Source organism: Paenibacillus sp. FSL R10-2788, from assembly GCF_038003885.1.
Classification (GTDB): Bacteria; Bacillota; Bacilli; order Paenibacillales; family Paenibacillaceae; genus Paenibacillus_AQ; species Paenibacillus_AQ odorifer.
In genome coordinates this window covers 5,086,905-5,101,908 of sequence record NZ_JBBOQA010000001.1, presented here as the reverse complement: position 1 = coordinate 5,101,908, position 15,004 = coordinate 5,086,905, and the positions used below count along the sequence as shown (strand labels likewise).

General features: G+C 35.5%; 16 protein-coding genes. 14 read left to right on the top strand and 2 right to left on the bottom strand.

Translation table 11 applies throughout. The annotated features are described in order from the left end of the window. The first annotated feature begins 62 nt into the window (after positions 1-62). Genes NSQ50_RS22690 through NSQ50_RS22675 form a run of 4 tightly spaced genes read left to right on the top strand, consistent with a single transcriptional unit; the run spans position 63 to position 2,851 of the window. Positions 63-311, top strand: a complete 249-nt coding sequence (locus NSQ50_RS22690; protein ID WP_036598455.1) for a hypothetical protein — start codon at positions 63-65, stop codon at positions 309-311. Beyond that, positions 301-918 (top strand): hypothetical protein, encoded by a 618-nt coding sequence (locus NSQ50_RS22685; protein ID WP_081386842.1) that lies wholly within the window; start codon positions 301-303, stop codon positions 916-918. Before NSQ50_RS22690 ends, NSQ50_RS22685 begins: the two co-directional genes overlap by 11 nt. A 2-nt stretch (positions 919-920) precedes the next feature. Then, positions 921-1,148 (top strand): ABC-three component system middle component 6, encoded by a 228-nt coding sequence (locus NSQ50_RS22680; protein ID WP_036598453.1) that lies wholly within the window; start codon positions 921-923, stop codon positions 1,146-1,148. Beyond that, on the top strand, positions 1,142-2,851 hold the full coding sequence (locus NSQ50_RS22675; RefSeq protein ID WP_036598452.1) for a DUF2326 domain-containing protein: 1,710 nt from the start codon (positions 1,142-1,144) through the stop codon (positions 2,849-2,851). The genes NSQ50_RS22680 and NSQ50_RS22675 overlap by 7 nt, the downstream gene beginning before the upstream one ends. 373 nt (positions 2,852-3,224) lie before the next feature. Here NSQ50_RS22675 and NSQ50_RS22670 read toward each other — a convergent pair whose 3' ends face one another. After that, entirely contained in the window at positions 3,225-5,150 is a 1,926-nt protein-coding gene (locus tag NSQ50_RS22670; protein WP_340892389.1) for a hypothetical protein, read from the bottom strand. 347 nt (positions 5,151-5,497) lie between these two features. Between NSQ50_RS22670 and NSQ50_RS22665 the strand changes: the two genes are divergently transcribed. From NSQ50_RS22665 to NSQ50_RS22655, 3 genes are all read left to right on the top strand, one after another. Further along, positions 5,498-6,640, top strand: coding sequence for a hypothetical protein (locus NSQ50_RS22665; protein WP_076225245.1), 1,143 nt, complete (start codon positions 5,498-5,500; stop codon positions 6,638-6,640). Then, positions 6,630-7,397 (top strand): hypothetical protein, encoded by a 768-nt coding sequence (locus NSQ50_RS22660; protein WP_036598448.1) that lies wholly within the window; start codon positions 6,630-6,632, stop codon positions 7,395-7,397. The genes NSQ50_RS22665 and NSQ50_RS22660 overlap by 11 nt, the downstream gene beginning before the upstream one ends. 929 nt (positions 7,398-8,326) lie before the next feature. Continuing rightward, complete coding sequence (locus NSQ50_RS22655; protein WP_076225244.1) at positions 8,327-9,919, top strand: sensor domain-containing diguanylate cyclase; 1,593 nt, start codon at positions 8,327-8,329, stop codon at positions 9,917-9,919. Between the two features lie 262 nt (positions 9,920-10,181). Here NSQ50_RS22655 and NSQ50_RS22650 read toward each other — a convergent pair whose 3' ends face one another. Further along, a complete protein-coding gene (locus NSQ50_RS22650; RefSeq protein WP_036683328.1) occupies positions 10,182-10,850 on the bottom strand; it encodes a hypothetical protein in 669 nt (222 codons plus the stop codon). A gap of 303 nt (positions 10,851-11,153) precedes the next feature. Between NSQ50_RS22650 and NSQ50_RS22645 the strand changes: the two genes are divergently transcribed. The 7 genes from NSQ50_RS22645 to NSQ50_RS22615 all read left to right on the top strand — a co-directional run bounded on the left by NSQ50_RS22645 (position 11,154) and on the right by NSQ50_RS22615 (position 14,810). Beyond that, a complete protein-coding gene (locus NSQ50_RS22645) occupies positions 11,154-11,522 on the top strand; it encodes a BlaI/MecI/CopY family transcriptional regulator (RefSeq protein ID WP_036683325.1) in 369 nt (122 codons plus the stop codon). Between the two features lies 1 nt (position 11,523). Beyond that, positions 11,524-12,648: a M56 family metallopeptidase gene (locus NSQ50_RS22640; RefSeq protein ID WP_076225243.1), complete on the top strand. Its 1,125-nt coding sequence runs from the start codon at positions 11,524-11,526 to the stop codon at positions 12,646-12,648. Between the two features lie 178 nt (positions 12,649-12,826). Beyond that, positions 12,827-13,321, top strand: a complete 495-nt coding sequence (locus NSQ50_RS22635; RefSeq protein WP_036683321.1) for an RNA polymerase sigma factor — start codon at positions 12,827-12,829, stop codon at positions 13,319-13,321. 178 nt (positions 13,322-13,499) lie between these two features. Further along, positions 13,500-13,634: a hypothetical protein gene (locus NSQ50_RS22630; protein WP_256715948.1), complete on the top strand. Its 135-nt coding sequence runs from the start codon at positions 13,500-13,502 to the stop codon at positions 13,632-13,634. Between the two features lie 126 nt (positions 13,635-13,760). Beyond that, on the top strand, positions 13,761-14,057 hold the full coding sequence (locus NSQ50_RS22625; protein WP_051491284.1) for a hypothetical protein: 297 nt from the start codon (positions 13,761-13,763) through the stop codon (positions 14,055-14,057). Between the two features lie 113 nt (positions 14,058-14,170). Continuing rightward, positions 14,171-14,548 (top strand): hypothetical protein, encoded by a 378-nt coding sequence (locus NSQ50_RS22620; RefSeq protein WP_340900896.1) that lies wholly within the window; start codon positions 14,171-14,173, stop codon positions 14,546-14,548. Between the two features lies 1 nt (position 14,549). Continuing rightward, the gene (locus NSQ50_RS22615; RefSeq protein WP_305953628.1) at positions 14,550-14,810 is read left to right on the top strand and encodes a hypothetical protein; all 261 of its coding nucleotides are present in this window, start codon (positions 14,550-14,552) and stop codon (positions 14,808-14,810) included. Positions 14,811-15,004: the final 194 nt, after the last annotated feature.

Genomic DNA, 15,004 nt, shown 5'->3' with positions numbered 1-15,004 from the left:
TTTATTAGTATTATTGAACTAGTTTTTATCAAAGGAACGTAGAAAAAGGAGCTGGATTCTCTATGGATATAACTATGTTGATTATCAGTATCGCATCAATGATTGCAACAATCATATCGACAATATTTGCGATCAAAGCTAAAAATGAAGCGAGACTAATATTAACTCAAATCAAAAATACCGAGATCAATTCTGATCTTCAAAAACACGACATAAAAAATAGTGGAAAAATTGATGTTGAAAATAGTGGAAAAAATAATGGTGTAATGGCTGGTATTGTCACAGGAGGAATTGATAAGCGTGATAGATAAAAAACGCAATTTCACAATTACCAATACAGGAGAAAACAACGGACTTATGACAGGGGATGTGTATGGTGGTATTACATACATACAACCAGAGAATACCGTCAGTACTTTTTCTTTAATTCCATCCTTAATTGAAAAGTTAGCCGAACTAGCAAATGTTGATGATGAAGACATGGAACGGTCTTACAAATTGAATCCGATTGACTTGATGAGTTATACCATTGAAGAAAAGATAAAATACAATGATGTCATAAAGTATAAAGAGTTAATTAGGGAATATAGCTTATATGGAAGTATTTGTGAGCAAGCATTTAATATAATTGACAATAACAATGTAGGGATAAAAAGAAAGGTTTTAAGAAGCGTTTCTGTTCTTTACAGAGAATGTAAAGGTGGGATTTTACTTGAAAATAGAGCGAGTACACAACCTGAAATGGACATTATCAGATTAAATGCGGATAGAATTTTAGATTTTGTCAAGAGGGACTTAGAAAGTCGAATTACTAGAAATGATAATTTATTTGTTGAAGAAATTGATGAAGCACTAATGAGAATAATTTGTTATGCTTTTGTTGAATGTAAGATATTGGAAAAACCGCAGGTGGTTTGAAAATGATAATAAATATAGATAGAGAACCGAAATATTCACTGTATTACATTGGTGGAATAATTTTAGATTTATTAAAAAAACATGACTCCTTATCTATTGACGAGCTTTATGAAAAGACTAAATCTATCATAGATAGTAATCTGTATATTGATTTTATTTATTATTCATTAGATTGGTTATATATGCTTTCTCTAATAAATATTGAGCAAGATAAGGTGAAAATATGCTAATTCATAGGCTAATCGTAAGAAAAACGAAACCCGAAATTGAGATTATTAGGGATATTTCCTTCAATCATAAAGGGTTAAGTCTTATTGTTGATAACACAAGTGATTCAGCAAAAGACAGCGGTAATAACGTCGGTAAAACCACAGTTGTTAAAATAATTGACTTATGCCTTGGAGCTAAATCGGTTAGAAGTTTATATTTTGATGTAGACACAAAAAGTGAGAATCATGAAATAAGAGAATTCCTAATGGAGCATAAAGTTGAAGCTGAGTTAATTCTAGTTGATCCGAATAAAAAAAAGAAAAGCAGTATTGTTAGACAATTATTTAATAGAGGAAAAAGAATCATTGATTCCATTGAATTCACCCAAGAAGAATTCTGGGGAAAACTGAAGCTTTTATTGTTTGATTTAGATGAGCACAACCCCACTTTAAGACAGTTGATCCCTAAGTTCGTTAGAGTTGATAATATAACCTCTGAAAATATGATTAAATATCTTGGAAATACAACATCTAACGATACATATGATTCAATCTATCTGTTCCTCTTTAGAATAATAAAAAATGATTTACTCAGTAAAAAAGACACTCTTTCAGCAAATCTAAAAGAAGTAGAAACAAAAATTAGACTTTTACAACATGACGAGAATATCAGTTCGCTCGATATTTTAGAGCAACGAAAACAACTTATAGATAGCGATTTAGTAGAACTTTCAACAAAAAGAAAAAACCTTGATTATATGGAGACCTATAAGGAGGAATTGAAAAATAAAAGAAATATTATTAATTCAATTAATGAAGTAGAAGCTGAAATGCAGATGTTACAATTTGAAATAAAACAAATAACTGTAAATATAGAAAAATTAGAGAATGAAAAAAGCAATATAAATCATAGTCAAATAAGTTATATTTATAATGAAGCCAAAGCCTATATTGGCACAGTTAATAAAACATTTGAAGACTTACTCCTTTTTCATAATAAGATGATTCAAAATAGAATAGATTTTGTAAAGGATCAATTAACAATCAAAGAAAAGCGCTATACTGAACTGGAATACGGAAGAGATACACTGTTAGAACAGAATAAAAACTTAACAATTGATTTACTTGATGAAGGACTACTTGAAGAGTTGAATTCTATAAACCAAAAAATAGAAGCACTTGTCCTAGAAAAAGGTGCTATAAACCAAACTATAAAAATATTAACAAGTGCTGAAACCTTAAAAGATAATTTGACTAATGATATCAAACAAATTAGCCAACAGATGGATTCAAATAATATCAATGATATTATAGGTAAGTTTAACGTATATTTTTCGGATTATTGTGAAAAATTGTATGGTGAAAAATATTTATTTGTATACAATAGCAAATGGAAGGAACAGAATAAATTCCCTGTTTCGCTGGATTTATTTAAGGGGAATGTAGGAACCGGAATGAAAAAGGGCATAATTGTAGCCTTTGATTTAGCTTATATAAAGTTTGCAGAAGAAATGAGCATTGTTTCTCCAAGATTTGTAATACATGATAAGTTAGAGAATACCCATATCAATCAATTGAGAACAATATTTGAATTATCTAGAGATATCAATGGCCAGTATATTGTTCCTATTCTTAGAGAAAGGGTCGACAAAATCGAATCCGCTCTAATTGAAGAGTGTAAAGTACTAGAGCTTAGTAAGGATGAAAAGTTCTTTAAAGTATAGTGTTTAAACTGGTTCAAAGATCTACATGCTTAATTTAGAGAAAAACCCTTAATACTTAAGGGTTTTTCGTTTGTTTAGGGTAAGTTGAAGTATGGAAAAACGAGTGAAATCAAGGTTTTTAAAAAATGTTTTCTTGAATGTTTTTTTGGTGAAAACTGCTTTTATATCAGGCTTTATTGCTTGAAAAAACAAGCTTTTACAGATGAGAAAAGCCGATCTTAGAGGGTCGGTCTTCTTTGTTTTGGTATAGTTGTTCTAATTTAAAATAAATTAAATTATCGCTGAAATAAATAATTTTTTAATCCCGTTACTCAAATTACATACAACAAGCATATCAGCCATTCCTCGCTCGACAAATACACTGTTAACTTTTTTATTGTAGAATTTGCTCTGAATAATATTTATTAAGCAAATCTTCATCTAGATCGTTAATTTCATTTCCCATATAAACTGTTTTATTTGTTTTAGCATGTCTACAAATGTCAAATAAATCAAGTTTCATAACCCGCTTTGAATAAAATGACTTTAATATTTCTATTTGAGGAGGTGATTTAAGAAAATCAATTATTTTATTTACCGTTATACTGCCATGATATACATCGAATTTTTGAGTGAAGTGCTGTTTAAAAGCTCCTTCATTAATCAACATCAATGAAGGAGGAGTCCTACTTAAAAACATATTAAATGAAGACTCATCAATTATGTATACTCCATTAACCTCTAGTGGTCTACCTATCATAGAAGTTGTTATTAAAATGCGATGATAATTTTCAATTTGAAAATCATTATCTAAAGTTAATTGCTCTTTAATAAGAGTAGGATTGTTACTGAAAAAGTCAGCTATTCTATTAATTTGCGCTGTCTCTTTATAGAGTTTAAATAAATGATTAGCATGTTGTCTTGTAGTGTATGGCTGAACATGGGCTTTACATTCGACAAAAAATATATCATTCTCCATAACAAAAGCCACATCACATTCATATTCAGTATCGTTTACTCTTTTGTACAAAGGTGAATATTTTATTTTATTTATTTTAAATCCAGCTTTCAATCTATCTTCAAACCCTTTTCCCTTAAAACTCAGGTTACTATTTCTGGTTAAAAAGTTTGAAGAAAGTGCTCTTGCCGGATCAGCATATATCATTAGCGAAGGTATTAGTACAAACTGATCATCCACTTTAATTAACGGGCAATCCAAGATATCTTGCGATTTGTTATTAAATGTAAATATATTAAAAATAATTTCAAATTCTATATTTGAAAAACCATTTTTTAAATATAATTCTTTCCACATTTTCTTTGTTTTACTAATGCAATAATTTTTAATTCTATATCCATTTCTTCTAGCATGTGTAGCAAGAAATCTTTTGCATTCATTAATGAGTAATTGATATGCCTTAATCCATTTTGAAAGTTTAATATTTTCCACCTTTTCTTCCAAGGTTGGTGTACCGAAATACAACGTAGAGAATAGATACGTTAACTTTTCTAGCTGATCAGACAATTCATAATCTGATTCCTTATTCAATACTTTTCCCACAGCACTCATTTGCCAACCTTCACGCAAGTTAACAAACCTTTCATTTGAAATGATATTATTCAACTCAAATTCATTGTCTGAAATCTCAAATGTTATTTTGTTATGAATTTCACCTAGAATATTTACTTCAGAATACTTCCAGTACTCAATCATATCGTTTATTTCGTTCCAGTATGTACTAAAGAATATATGTTTACTTGATATATCAAGATATTGAGCTTCAATAAATTTATTACTTCCGCAAAATTCATAGTTATTGAACATAAAGAACTTTAAAATCATTCCTGTAGACTCGATTGCAGAATCCCTCAACGCAACTTTTAAATTGAAATTTTTACTTGTATCTGTATTCCCACTTAGGCCATATAGATATCTTTCAAGAGAAAGCAAATAAGAAACCACTTGATATTTATCTACTTCTTTCCCTAGTTTATCAAAATATGCTGAACGCATTTGATTAAATTTAGCAATAATATCTTCAATAATTTCTGATTCAGTAATTAAGTTATTTACTTTTCCTTTTTCATCATCTTTAATCAATGGCAAAAGCGTATCGATTATTTTATTAAATATCTCTTTGTTTTTTGTATCTTCATAAAAACTAACAGCGATACCTGATGCCTTTATAATTGATATTACCTTGTCAATTCCTTGAGATTCTAAAATACTTAATAAATATGCCAGTATGTTATCAAAGCCTTTTTTTATTTCGTTTTCAAATTTATAAAAATTATAATTGTCTGGATCTAAAAGATTCATTTTTACCACTCCTATAATAAAAATTTATTGGAGAATATCAAATAAAGATTGATTATTATCACCCTGAAAATAATATCATGCAAATATTTAATCTATACAATAAGAGATTGAATTAAATTATACAGACCCTTAGGTATTCTTACTATGATCAACTACCTTTATCTGATCTAAAAAAGGAAAATGCCGGAAAACGTCGAATTTAGTTCTTAAGTTTATGTAGAATAAAACGTTTTTCATAGTGGGATGCCTTGCTGAATATCTTGATTTTAGAGCTAATAGAAAAAGCAGTATTAAAATAAGAAACCAAGTTATAAAGGTGAAGAATAAAGAGAAATCGGGGTGTTATCTTGAGTAAAATTATTATTAAGAGGCTTTATATTAACCCGCAACTTACAATAAATTTCAATGAGGGACAAAACTATATTATCGGATTAAATGGTTCAGGTAAAACAACTTTGTTCAACTTGATTCAATATTTATTAGGTCTGAAAGGTAACTTTACGAGATTAATAAATTACTGGTCATTCGATTCCCCTTATCTGGAATGCAAGTTTAAAGATAAGAGTGTGCGTATTTCGAGAAAATTACCTTCTAATATGATTTTTTTTGAAGGGGATATACATAGGCAAGCCAAAGCAAACTCAATTGAGTTAAATCAAATATATACTGAATTAATGAATATAAAATTTGTTTCACCATTTAATGAGCTTGCTACGCTTGATATATTGGGACATTCTTTTTATGCTGAACTGGATATTAAAGGGAATAGCAAAGAGAAGCAGGACACATACCATAAGATTGTTGGCTATAATTCAGAATACCTAGACTCAATAGAAAAGGATATTAAAACAATTGAAAATGAAGTAGCATTTGATAACCATGGATTGAAAATGGTTGAGAAATACAAAAACGGCGTAGAGAATTCCATAGCAAAAATCATCGAAGATAATACATTAAACAAGTTGAATGACATAATAGGTTTTGAATATAAAAAAATCAAAGAAAAAATAATAGAAAATTATAATTTAATGGAAAGAGCACGTACTATATTAATACAAGAAAAGGAATTTAGCGAAGAGTTTATCAATGAACAATTATCAATTATTGATGCTTTTTTTTATCATACTATAAATCATTTAACCAAACGGAACGAGAATTTCTATAATTTTAAAGACGTCATGAAGCAAAAGAATTTTAATGTCTTTTCATATGGGCAGAAGAATATTATTCTTTTCGTTTTACGGTTAACTTTTTGTAGAGATTTGAAAGATTTAAAATATAATAATGGTGCGGGAATATTAGTAACAGATGATTTACTTTCTGTAAACGATGCTGATTCTTCTACAGGAGTTACTGAAAAAATTACTGAAGTTGTGAATGAAGGTGCGCTCCAATATATCAGTTTCAGCCGTTATAATAGCTATATTCCCAAGGAGCATGTGGTTTTTGAGATGCCTGGCATACAAGGAGGAGGTATCTTTGAAAGATAAAAGTAAACTTTCTGTGATAGTTGCTATTATAAGTTCTTTCATATCTTTATTAGTATTATTATTTGGTAATAATATATACGATAGATTAAATAATAACTCTACGTTAATAATTGAAACTAGTAAGACCAACCAATTTTTACCTGACAAGCTACTCGAAATAATGAATGATAATACTCTCAAGAATAATAACAGGCCATCTGCTGATTCATTAAGAGTCATAAAAATTAAAAATAAAGGAATTTCTTCGAAAAATTTAAGAATCCAGTTAGATTTAGATGGTTCAATATTCGATTATAAAATAGAAAGTACTGAATCAATTAAAGACAGCAGCATTAGTTCTAACTCAACAGTAATTGTTAATATGGATAGGTTATCTCAAAATGCTTCTATAGAATTAATAATATGGTTTCATGAAGACTATAAAAACTTCTATGCCTCTTATTCCGATGATATTTCGAGTAATATAATTCCATATAACGAGAATAAAAATACAACTAAAAAGTCAATTGTTATCATAATTTTAGTTGTAATACTTATTGAGTCTGTATTATTTATAATAAATTCACTTAGACGAATGAATATAGCTAAAAAAGAACGAGAAAAGACTGAACTTCTAGACTATGTTTTAACTGGAATCAATAATAGCTTTTCAGAAGAAGATACAACAATTAGTGAATCTGAAAGTAAATCACCTGGTCCATCAGAGAAAGACCACGCTTTGGAAAGATTAAGTAAATTAATAGAGAAGAAAAGCTAATCTTATTGGATTGGTAGATTAAGATGGAGTCTTTCCAGAATACATAATAGGGTACCTCGGGGTTACGATGCCATTAAGAAAAAAATGCTCAATGATACTAACCGTTGAGAAGCGGGTTCATCTTGACCGCAAATAATTATTCAGACACTTCTTTTCGAGCCATTCCAGCATAGAAAATGTTGCTTGAATGAAGCCAGCATTCACAGGTACAAAGGTGGCATCAGCGCATGCAAGGTCGCCAAGTTTATTGGTCTGCCGGAATGCCTTGTCCAGACTGTATCTACAGTCGATGATTCCGATACTTAGAACAAGCTCAAAACACCAATTTTAAAATTCAGGATCTAATTGATGTGATTCAAACAAGGATAAAAAAAGAGCAGAAGCATTTAGCTCCTGCTCAATTATTTGCTAACATTTTTGCTAACACTGCTGCATATCCAAATCCCTGAAAGTAGAGAGTATGGAACACAAAAAAGCGCCCTTAACCCGCGTGGTTAAAGGGTTTATGTGCGATCTTTCCGTGGTGTAGATAAGAAGCTAAAGGGCCATTTCAAGACTTAAAATCCTGCGGTACGTGAGTACCGTACGGGTTCGACCCCCGTCCTCGGCATCACAGTGAAAACCTTGAGAAATCAAGGTTTTTTTTTGTTTTTCTTGAGTAAAACTTCCGTCAAAAACTAAAGGTTCTGTGTGTCTTGGAATCACATCCGAGCTCACAGAATCAGGTTGATAACACTCCTTTTCAGTGCTTGTTTAATCACAAGCTCTGGAGGGAGTTTTTTAATATGTAAGATTTCATGAACCGCCGTATATCAAACGGTAAGCAGAGTGGTATGAGAGATCCGAGCCTTTTGATTACTGTCGAATAACATCTTAATTTGTTGTATTATTAATTAATCTAGTTTTCAAGAACCAAGGAGGGTTAAGGTTTGCTTACACTGAGAAGAGCTGAGCCGTGTCAAAGTAAAAAGCTCAGTCTCACATCGCTGCTTACGGGCTTGGTTACGCTGGTGGTTCTACTAACCTCAAGCATTCTTCTGATTGGCTCTTACGAGTCCAAAAAACAATCATTGATGGAGACTACACTCCATCTGAATTACTACAACGCTGACCGAATGACCAAAACAATGGATTCCTTATTTCAGTCCATGCGCAGCAGTTTGGAATACAGTGCTGACACACTCTCCGATGACGAAACCTTAACGCCCAAGCAAGTGGATGATAATTTGGAACTGATGCGCAATAGTAGCAATTACTTCAATTCTATCGCCGTGCTCGATGCCGACGGGCTGATCCGCAATGTAGTACCGGCTAGTTTGGGGTCAGTAGGAAACCATATTACTTCTAAGGTCGGTTTGGAAGCTCTGGCGTTAAAGAAACCTTACATATCCTCCCCCTACATGACCCAAACCACCAAGAGACTAATCGTTTTTATGAGTCAGCCGATTTTTAGCAAGAATGGTACATATCGCGGTATTTTGAGCGGCACATTTTATCTGCAGGAGAACAATATTTTGTCTATGATTTTTGGCGATAATAACGTGGACGATTCTGGCTCCTATTATTATATTGTGGATTCAAGCGGGCATCTGTTGTACCACCCGGATAAGCAGCTCATTGGGGAGGATGTTAGCAATAACAAGGTTGTGCAGAAACTCATGAATGGGGAGAGTGGGGAACAGCAAGTGCGTAACACCCGTGACGTTGAAATGCTTGCCGGATACTCCAGCGTTCCAGCCAACGGATGGGGAATTGTGGTCGTTTCGCCGATTAGTGTCATCCATCATCAACTGATGGGGCACCTTCGGACCATTCTCTGGTATTCGTTGTTTCCGTTCATTATACTCCTGATGGGCGTCATTCTCGTAGCACGCAAGCTGGCCCGGCCTTTTGTGTACCTGGCAAATCTGGTGAGCAGGATGGGCAAGGAGAAGATTGAATTGCCAGAAGCGAAGCCGCAATGGAGCCGAGAGGCAGATCTGCTGACCAAGGCTGTGTTGCTTGCCGTGACGGATATTCAGAAGCAGACGGATCAACTGACCCAAGAGGCTACGACGGATGCTCTGACCGGTTTAATGAACCGGAGATCCTTAGAGTATACGATGAGTCAGTGGATTGACTCAGGACAACCGTTTTCGCTCATTGTGCTGGATGTAGACAAATTCAAACTCGTGAACGACACCTACGGCCATCTCATCGGCGACGAAGTGCTGAAACATGTAGCCAATGTTATAGTTACCTCGTTTCGTCCAGACGATGTTTGCCACCGCTACGGCGGTGAAGAGTTCATCATCTTGCTAGCCCACACTAGACCCGAGGAAGCCTTCACCATAGCTGAAAGAGTCCGGCGGGCAATGGAACAAAGCAGGGGGCCAATCCCGACACAGGTTACGATCTCTCTAGGAATCGCCCATTATCCTATTCATGCATTGGAGCGGGAGGGGCTGCTGGAGAAGGCGGATCAAGCGTTATACCTGGCCAAGAGCAGGGGAAGAAACCGGACGATGGTCGCTGATGTTTGAAACAATGGCTCGAAATATAGAAGCATATAAACCTCCTTTGCTATATCTGACTAAATCAGATGAAGTAGAAGGAGGTTTTGTCAATGGCTATACGTTTAACAAAAGTTAAAAAGGCAGCAATAGCAATAATGGAAGAAGCATTAAACAGTCTATCAATTAGAAGAAAGCGAATAACCTCAATGAACAAGCAGTCCTTGATTACCCATACATATCAATCTACGTTTCAAACATCTACCCGACACTACAGAATCAGATGATGAGTTTAGCCGTCAACTACGCTCATTTGCGCATATCCTGTTGTGCTGTACGTGCTAGCCCGAGCCCCATATGCAGTGTTTGAATTCAGTTTAGTGAGATATAGTTTTCCACCTTGCGGTAAGTTATTTGCATAACCTACATCCGAACCAGTGTTAAGATTTGTGAAACCGGCATTATAGCTTGTCCCTGGTAAAGAATCACCTATCATTGTGACTCTATTAGCGCTGGAATAAAAGGTGTAAAACGGTAGTGACGCTCCAGAATTTGAGGGTTCAAATAAGTAGACAAACCCAACATAATTCGCGGCTAGGGTATGAAAATCATAAGTTTGAGGCTTAGTTAACTGTTCTTTTCGTACATCTTCTTTCAATTTAGGAACATCCCAACCTGGAAAAAGGTCCGAAAATTCTGGAAGTTCTACTAACATTCCATCGGGCAACTCATAGCCAACCTGACCATCAACAGTCCAAGAAGTACTGTATATTATAGAATTCCTTGCATTCAAGATGTCGTCTTTCCATTCCGTAGGAGCTGCGTCAACATCCTGATAAGCGAGCTTCTCTTCCGACAGGGAAGCGAAGTAGTTCTGCTGATTACTTGCAAGCGCAAAGCTTGGAGTGAGGAGGAGGAGGAGAGCCAGGGCCGAGAAAACAAAGAGAGATTTCTTTTTCATTAATTAGTAGCCTCCATTCTAAAATTGGGAATTTGGTTTTTCGTTCAACGTGAAAGTATTCGTTAATTGTTCATCGGAATTGCCTCCGTTTCATTAGTGTTAAACTATGAAAATGCTTCTTCATAATATATATGTCTTAATGTATCGAATTGGGGACAAAGATTTTCAAAAATATCCCAATATTGTTTTTGTGTGTGATAAATAGGATAAAATATTTCTATTTTATAGATTTGACATGAATTCAAGACAAATGTAGAATATCATTGTAGACAGTTGTCTTAAAGGAGTTGATTAATAGAAATAATGAGAAAATTGCCAGATGCAGAGTTTGATATCATGAAAGTTGTGTGGGCCAATGATTCACCTATAACGACTAATGTTATTATGCAACAGCTTGGAAATGATAGGAAATGGAAAGCGCAAACGGTCATTTCTCTTATGTTACGGTTGGTTGAGCGTGGCTTTATTCGAACTGAAAAAAAGGGAAAAGAGCGCACTTATTTCCCTTTAATTAACAAAGAGGAGTACCTGAAATTTGAAACAGGCGACTTTATGGAGCGTTTTCATGCGAATTCATTCGTTAGCTTGGTTGCTACGCTATATGCTAGTAACAAAGTAAAGGACAGTGACCTCGATCAATTGGAAAATTGGCTGAAAGATAAGAGGGAGTGATATGCAGGGATTTTTAGTTACCGTGCTCCAATGCTCTGTATCTATGTCATTGCTGACGCTTGTGTACGCGGCAATACAGCCCTTTATATCCAAACGATATGTCGCAAAGTGGAATTATAGGGTTTGGCTGCTGCTTTCGGTAGGCTGGATATTCCCCTTTCGTCCACAGATTGACCTATTAGTTCTCCCTGTGACCATGCCGGATCTTCCTGCAACGCTTGTTCCATCCATAATCCGTACTGTCCCCTTAATGGACTTTGGGGATAGGGGGGATGCTTGGGCAACAATCTCTTTATGGTGGGTGCTTACAGCGATTTGGGGGTGCGGTATTGTAATCATAATACTGTATCATGCTCTACGGCATAGTCGTTTTATGAAGACGGTACGTCGTTGGAGTGATCCTGTAACCGATGCGAAGGTTCAAGGGATTTTAGACAGTGTAAGGTCGGAACTCGGGATTAAAAAGCATATAGGTTTATGCGTATGTGAAAGCGTTACAAGTCCTATGTTCATTGGCTTTATACAGCCTGTCATTTTACTGCCGCGAGTGAAACTATCAGATGATGAAGTGTATCTAATTCTAAAGCATGAGTTGATTCATCTTAAACGGCATGACCTCTGGTGCAAGGCCATGATCTTGATTGCAACCTCGTTTCATTGGTTCAATCCAGTTGTCTATCTTATGGCAAAAGCGGCAGCGGAACAATGTGAAATCTCTTGTGACGCATTGGTTTTACAAAACGCAGATCATCAACGGCGAATACAATATGGGGAAATCATTATTACTGTTGCGAGGAATGGGGCGAAGCTCCAAACAGCATTATCAAGTAATTTTTATGGAGGGAAAAAAGGTTTGAAAAATCGCATTTCTTCAATCATGGACCTAAAAGAGAAGAAAAATGGTGTTCTATTCCTTTGTGTGGCGCTGATAGGAATTATATGGATAGGGTCCGCGTTAACCGTTTCAGCTAACGCAGATGAACCTCAAGCATCTACTACTACCGAAGTTGTTACTTCGTCGTATGACAGAAATGACAATATTGATAGCGATAGTGAAATTGTTAATGAGGTAACACGCCTCAAAGAGCTATTGCGCCGCTATGCAAATAACCTAGGATATAAATGATGAATAGGAAGAAGGCAACCTTTTAGAGGGTTGCTTTTTTATTTTTAATTTTTTTTGAAAAAGTGTTCCTATTATCTGTTTATAGGGTAGTATTGAAATACCAATATTTATATGTTTATATAAAATTATAACTAAAGTAGATTGTATTTCATAAAAAGGAAATGGTGGTGAGAAGGCGGTGCTAAATGATAATCAACGTCGCACCATAAAAGTATTATATACGGAAATGTATAGTTCATTGTTGGCATATGCACAAAGCAAGTTGAATGACCGCACACTGGCCGAAGAAGCCGTTCAGGACACATTTAGAATCGCATGTGCTAAAGCCGACAAATTTCTATTTTGTTCCAATCCGAAAGGCTGGCTATTTAATACATTAAAGAATGTTATTAAAAACAAAGTTCGCAGTCGGGCATACCTTAAAAATATAGTAGTAACTTCATTCGAAATAGATGAAAACGTTATCTTTGAGGATAGTGACGTACTTGATGTTGACTTTATATTTTCTGACTTAACCAATATTGAAGACTATAAATTACTTAAAAAAATTACTCTGGAGAAGTATTCAATGATGGAGGCGGCTAATGAAATTGGGATTTCTGTAGAGGCCTGTAAAAAACGGGTTCAGCGAGTAAAGAAGAAGTTAAAAAAAGTTTTGAAAAACATAGTTTAACCAGCCAGCAATCATGAAAATAATATAAGTGTTCTGGCGCAAAAAAACAGTGGCGCAGCAAGTATTGTATTCAACCTTGTTATGCAGGAGAGGTTACGGCTATCGTGGAGCTGCTTAATAAGCAGAGAAATGGATAGGACCGGCAACATTTGTTCATCATCTGAAGGATGCGTTCATTATGCCTGGTGTACATGATAACCATGTATTTTTTACCGGTTACATGTCCATGCACCGTGGAGTGGATCTGACGAATGTCGCTACAATCCAAGAGGCTTTAGAGTTGCTAAAACAAGAGGCAAAAAAAACCTTATAGCAAAATGTATACGCTTACGGGTGGAGTGAAGAGTGTTGGGGCGAGCTTCCGGGGCAAAGCTTATTAGACGAAGCTTTTACTGACAGGGCTGTAATCGCCATTAATTTGACGAAAAGCTATTGTTGGATGAACAAGCTTGCCCAGGATAAGTATCAGTTTCTCCCTAACCAATGCAGCGCGGAATCACGCGCCCGTCTCCTTCATGACATGATGCAGGATCAGGAATTAGTCAGACAAGAGTTTTTGGACTTTGCCCGAATGCTTGCTAAGCGGGGTGTAACTTCGATAAAAGATATAGGCTTTGACAGGCATAGCGGTTTGCTGCCGGTCCTTGAAGAGCTGGAAGCAGCGGGAGAGCTGCCGTTGCAGGTCCATTTCGCGCTTGGATGCTTATATGGCTGCTGTGGCCGGAAAAGAAAATGAAAGCCGGTTTTATAATTACAAGTCCATGCTTGAGGCCAATGTTCCGATTACGATGGGTAGAAATGGAAACGGTTAAACTTAAAATAAAATGGTCCCTTCCTCATAGTTATACATTGATTTTTCTGATTATCGTGGCTATTGCCGGATTAACCTGGATTGTCCCGAGCGGCCAATTTGACCGCCAGGAAGTGCTGGTGGATGGTTCCTCCAGAACAGCCATCATCCCGGGAACCTATCATACCGTTCCTAAAATCAGTGAGCAAGGGGATTTGAGACAAGGATTTGCCCAAATTGCCAGTGCGCCGTTGGAGGGAATCATCAATGGTGCTGATGTCGTCGCCTTCGTCCTGATTGTAGGGGGAGCTTTTAGAATTATTCTGCAGACGGGGGCGATTGACCGGGCACTGATAGCTTTAGCCGGAAGACTCAAAAGTAAAGGGATATTACTGATTCCGATAGCCATGGTGATTTTCAGCGGTATTCCAAAATGATATTCTAAACCGCCAACGCTTCATCAAGGAGAACGATGGGATAGAAGTAAGTTTCTCGAATCGGGATAAATTAATTATTGGCGGCTTCATCTTTACCTTGGGACTTATTGTCTGGGGAATACTGAGCAAAGGCTGGTATATGACTGAGATCGGAGCGCTTTTCTTTGCACTTGGTATTTTTTCAGGGATTGTCACCCGGATGAGTCAAAAGGAAATTGCCGAGAATTTTGTTAAAGGTTGCGGAGAATTTATCTACGTGTGAGTTGTAATTTATCTTGTTGCGTTTGTAACGATTTTTGGTACAAGTATCTTAGTCCTGATGGTCAAGAAACCCTTGATTTATCAGGGCTTTTTTAATGGTTTTCCTTGAGTATTATTAAAGATACTCTAAATGGCTAAAACTGATTTTAGGTTCAAAAGCTCGTGGATCAATTGTTGGCACAAATCGTAGTGTGG

What these genes read in the sequence shown, in the direction of transcription:
- NSQ50_RS22690 (WP_036598455.1), top strand. Translation starts at nt 63, where the DNA reads ATGGATATAACTATGTTGATTATCAGTATCGCATCAATGATTGCAACA.
- NSQ50_RS22680 (WP_036598453.1), top strand. Translation starts at nt 921, where the DNA reads ATGATAATAAATATAGATAGAGAACCGAAATATTCACTGTATTACATT.
- NSQ50_RS22675 (WP_036598452.1), top strand. Translation starts at nt 1,142, where the DNA reads ATGCTAATTCATAGGCTAATCGTAAGAAAAACGAAACCCGAAATTGAG.
- NSQ50_RS22670 (WP_340892389.1), bottom strand. Translation starts at nt 5,150, where the DNA reads ATGAATCTTTTAGATCCAGACAATTATAATTTTTATAAATTTGAAAAC.
- NSQ50_RS22650 (WP_036683328.1), bottom strand. Translation starts at nt 10,850, where the DNA reads ATGAAAAAGAAATCTCTCTTTGTTTTCTCGGCCCTGGCTCTCCTCCTC.
- NSQ50_RS22645 (WP_036683325.1), top strand. Translation starts at nt 11,154, where the DNA reads ATGAGAAAATTGCCAGATGCAGAGTTTGATATCATGAAAGTTGTGTGG.
- NSQ50_RS22640 (WP_076225243.1), top strand. Translation starts at nt 11,524, where the DNA reads ATGCAGGGATTTTTAGTTACCGTGCTCCAATGCTCTGTATCTATGTCA.
- NSQ50_RS22630 (WP_256715948.1), top strand. Translation starts at nt 13,500, where the DNA reads ATGCCTGGTGTACATGATAACCATGTATTTTTTACCGGTTACATGTCC.
- NSQ50_RS22625 (WP_051491284.1), top strand. Translation starts at nt 13,761, where the DNA reads ATGAACAAGCTTGCCCAGGATAAGTATCAGTTTCTCCCTAACCAATGC.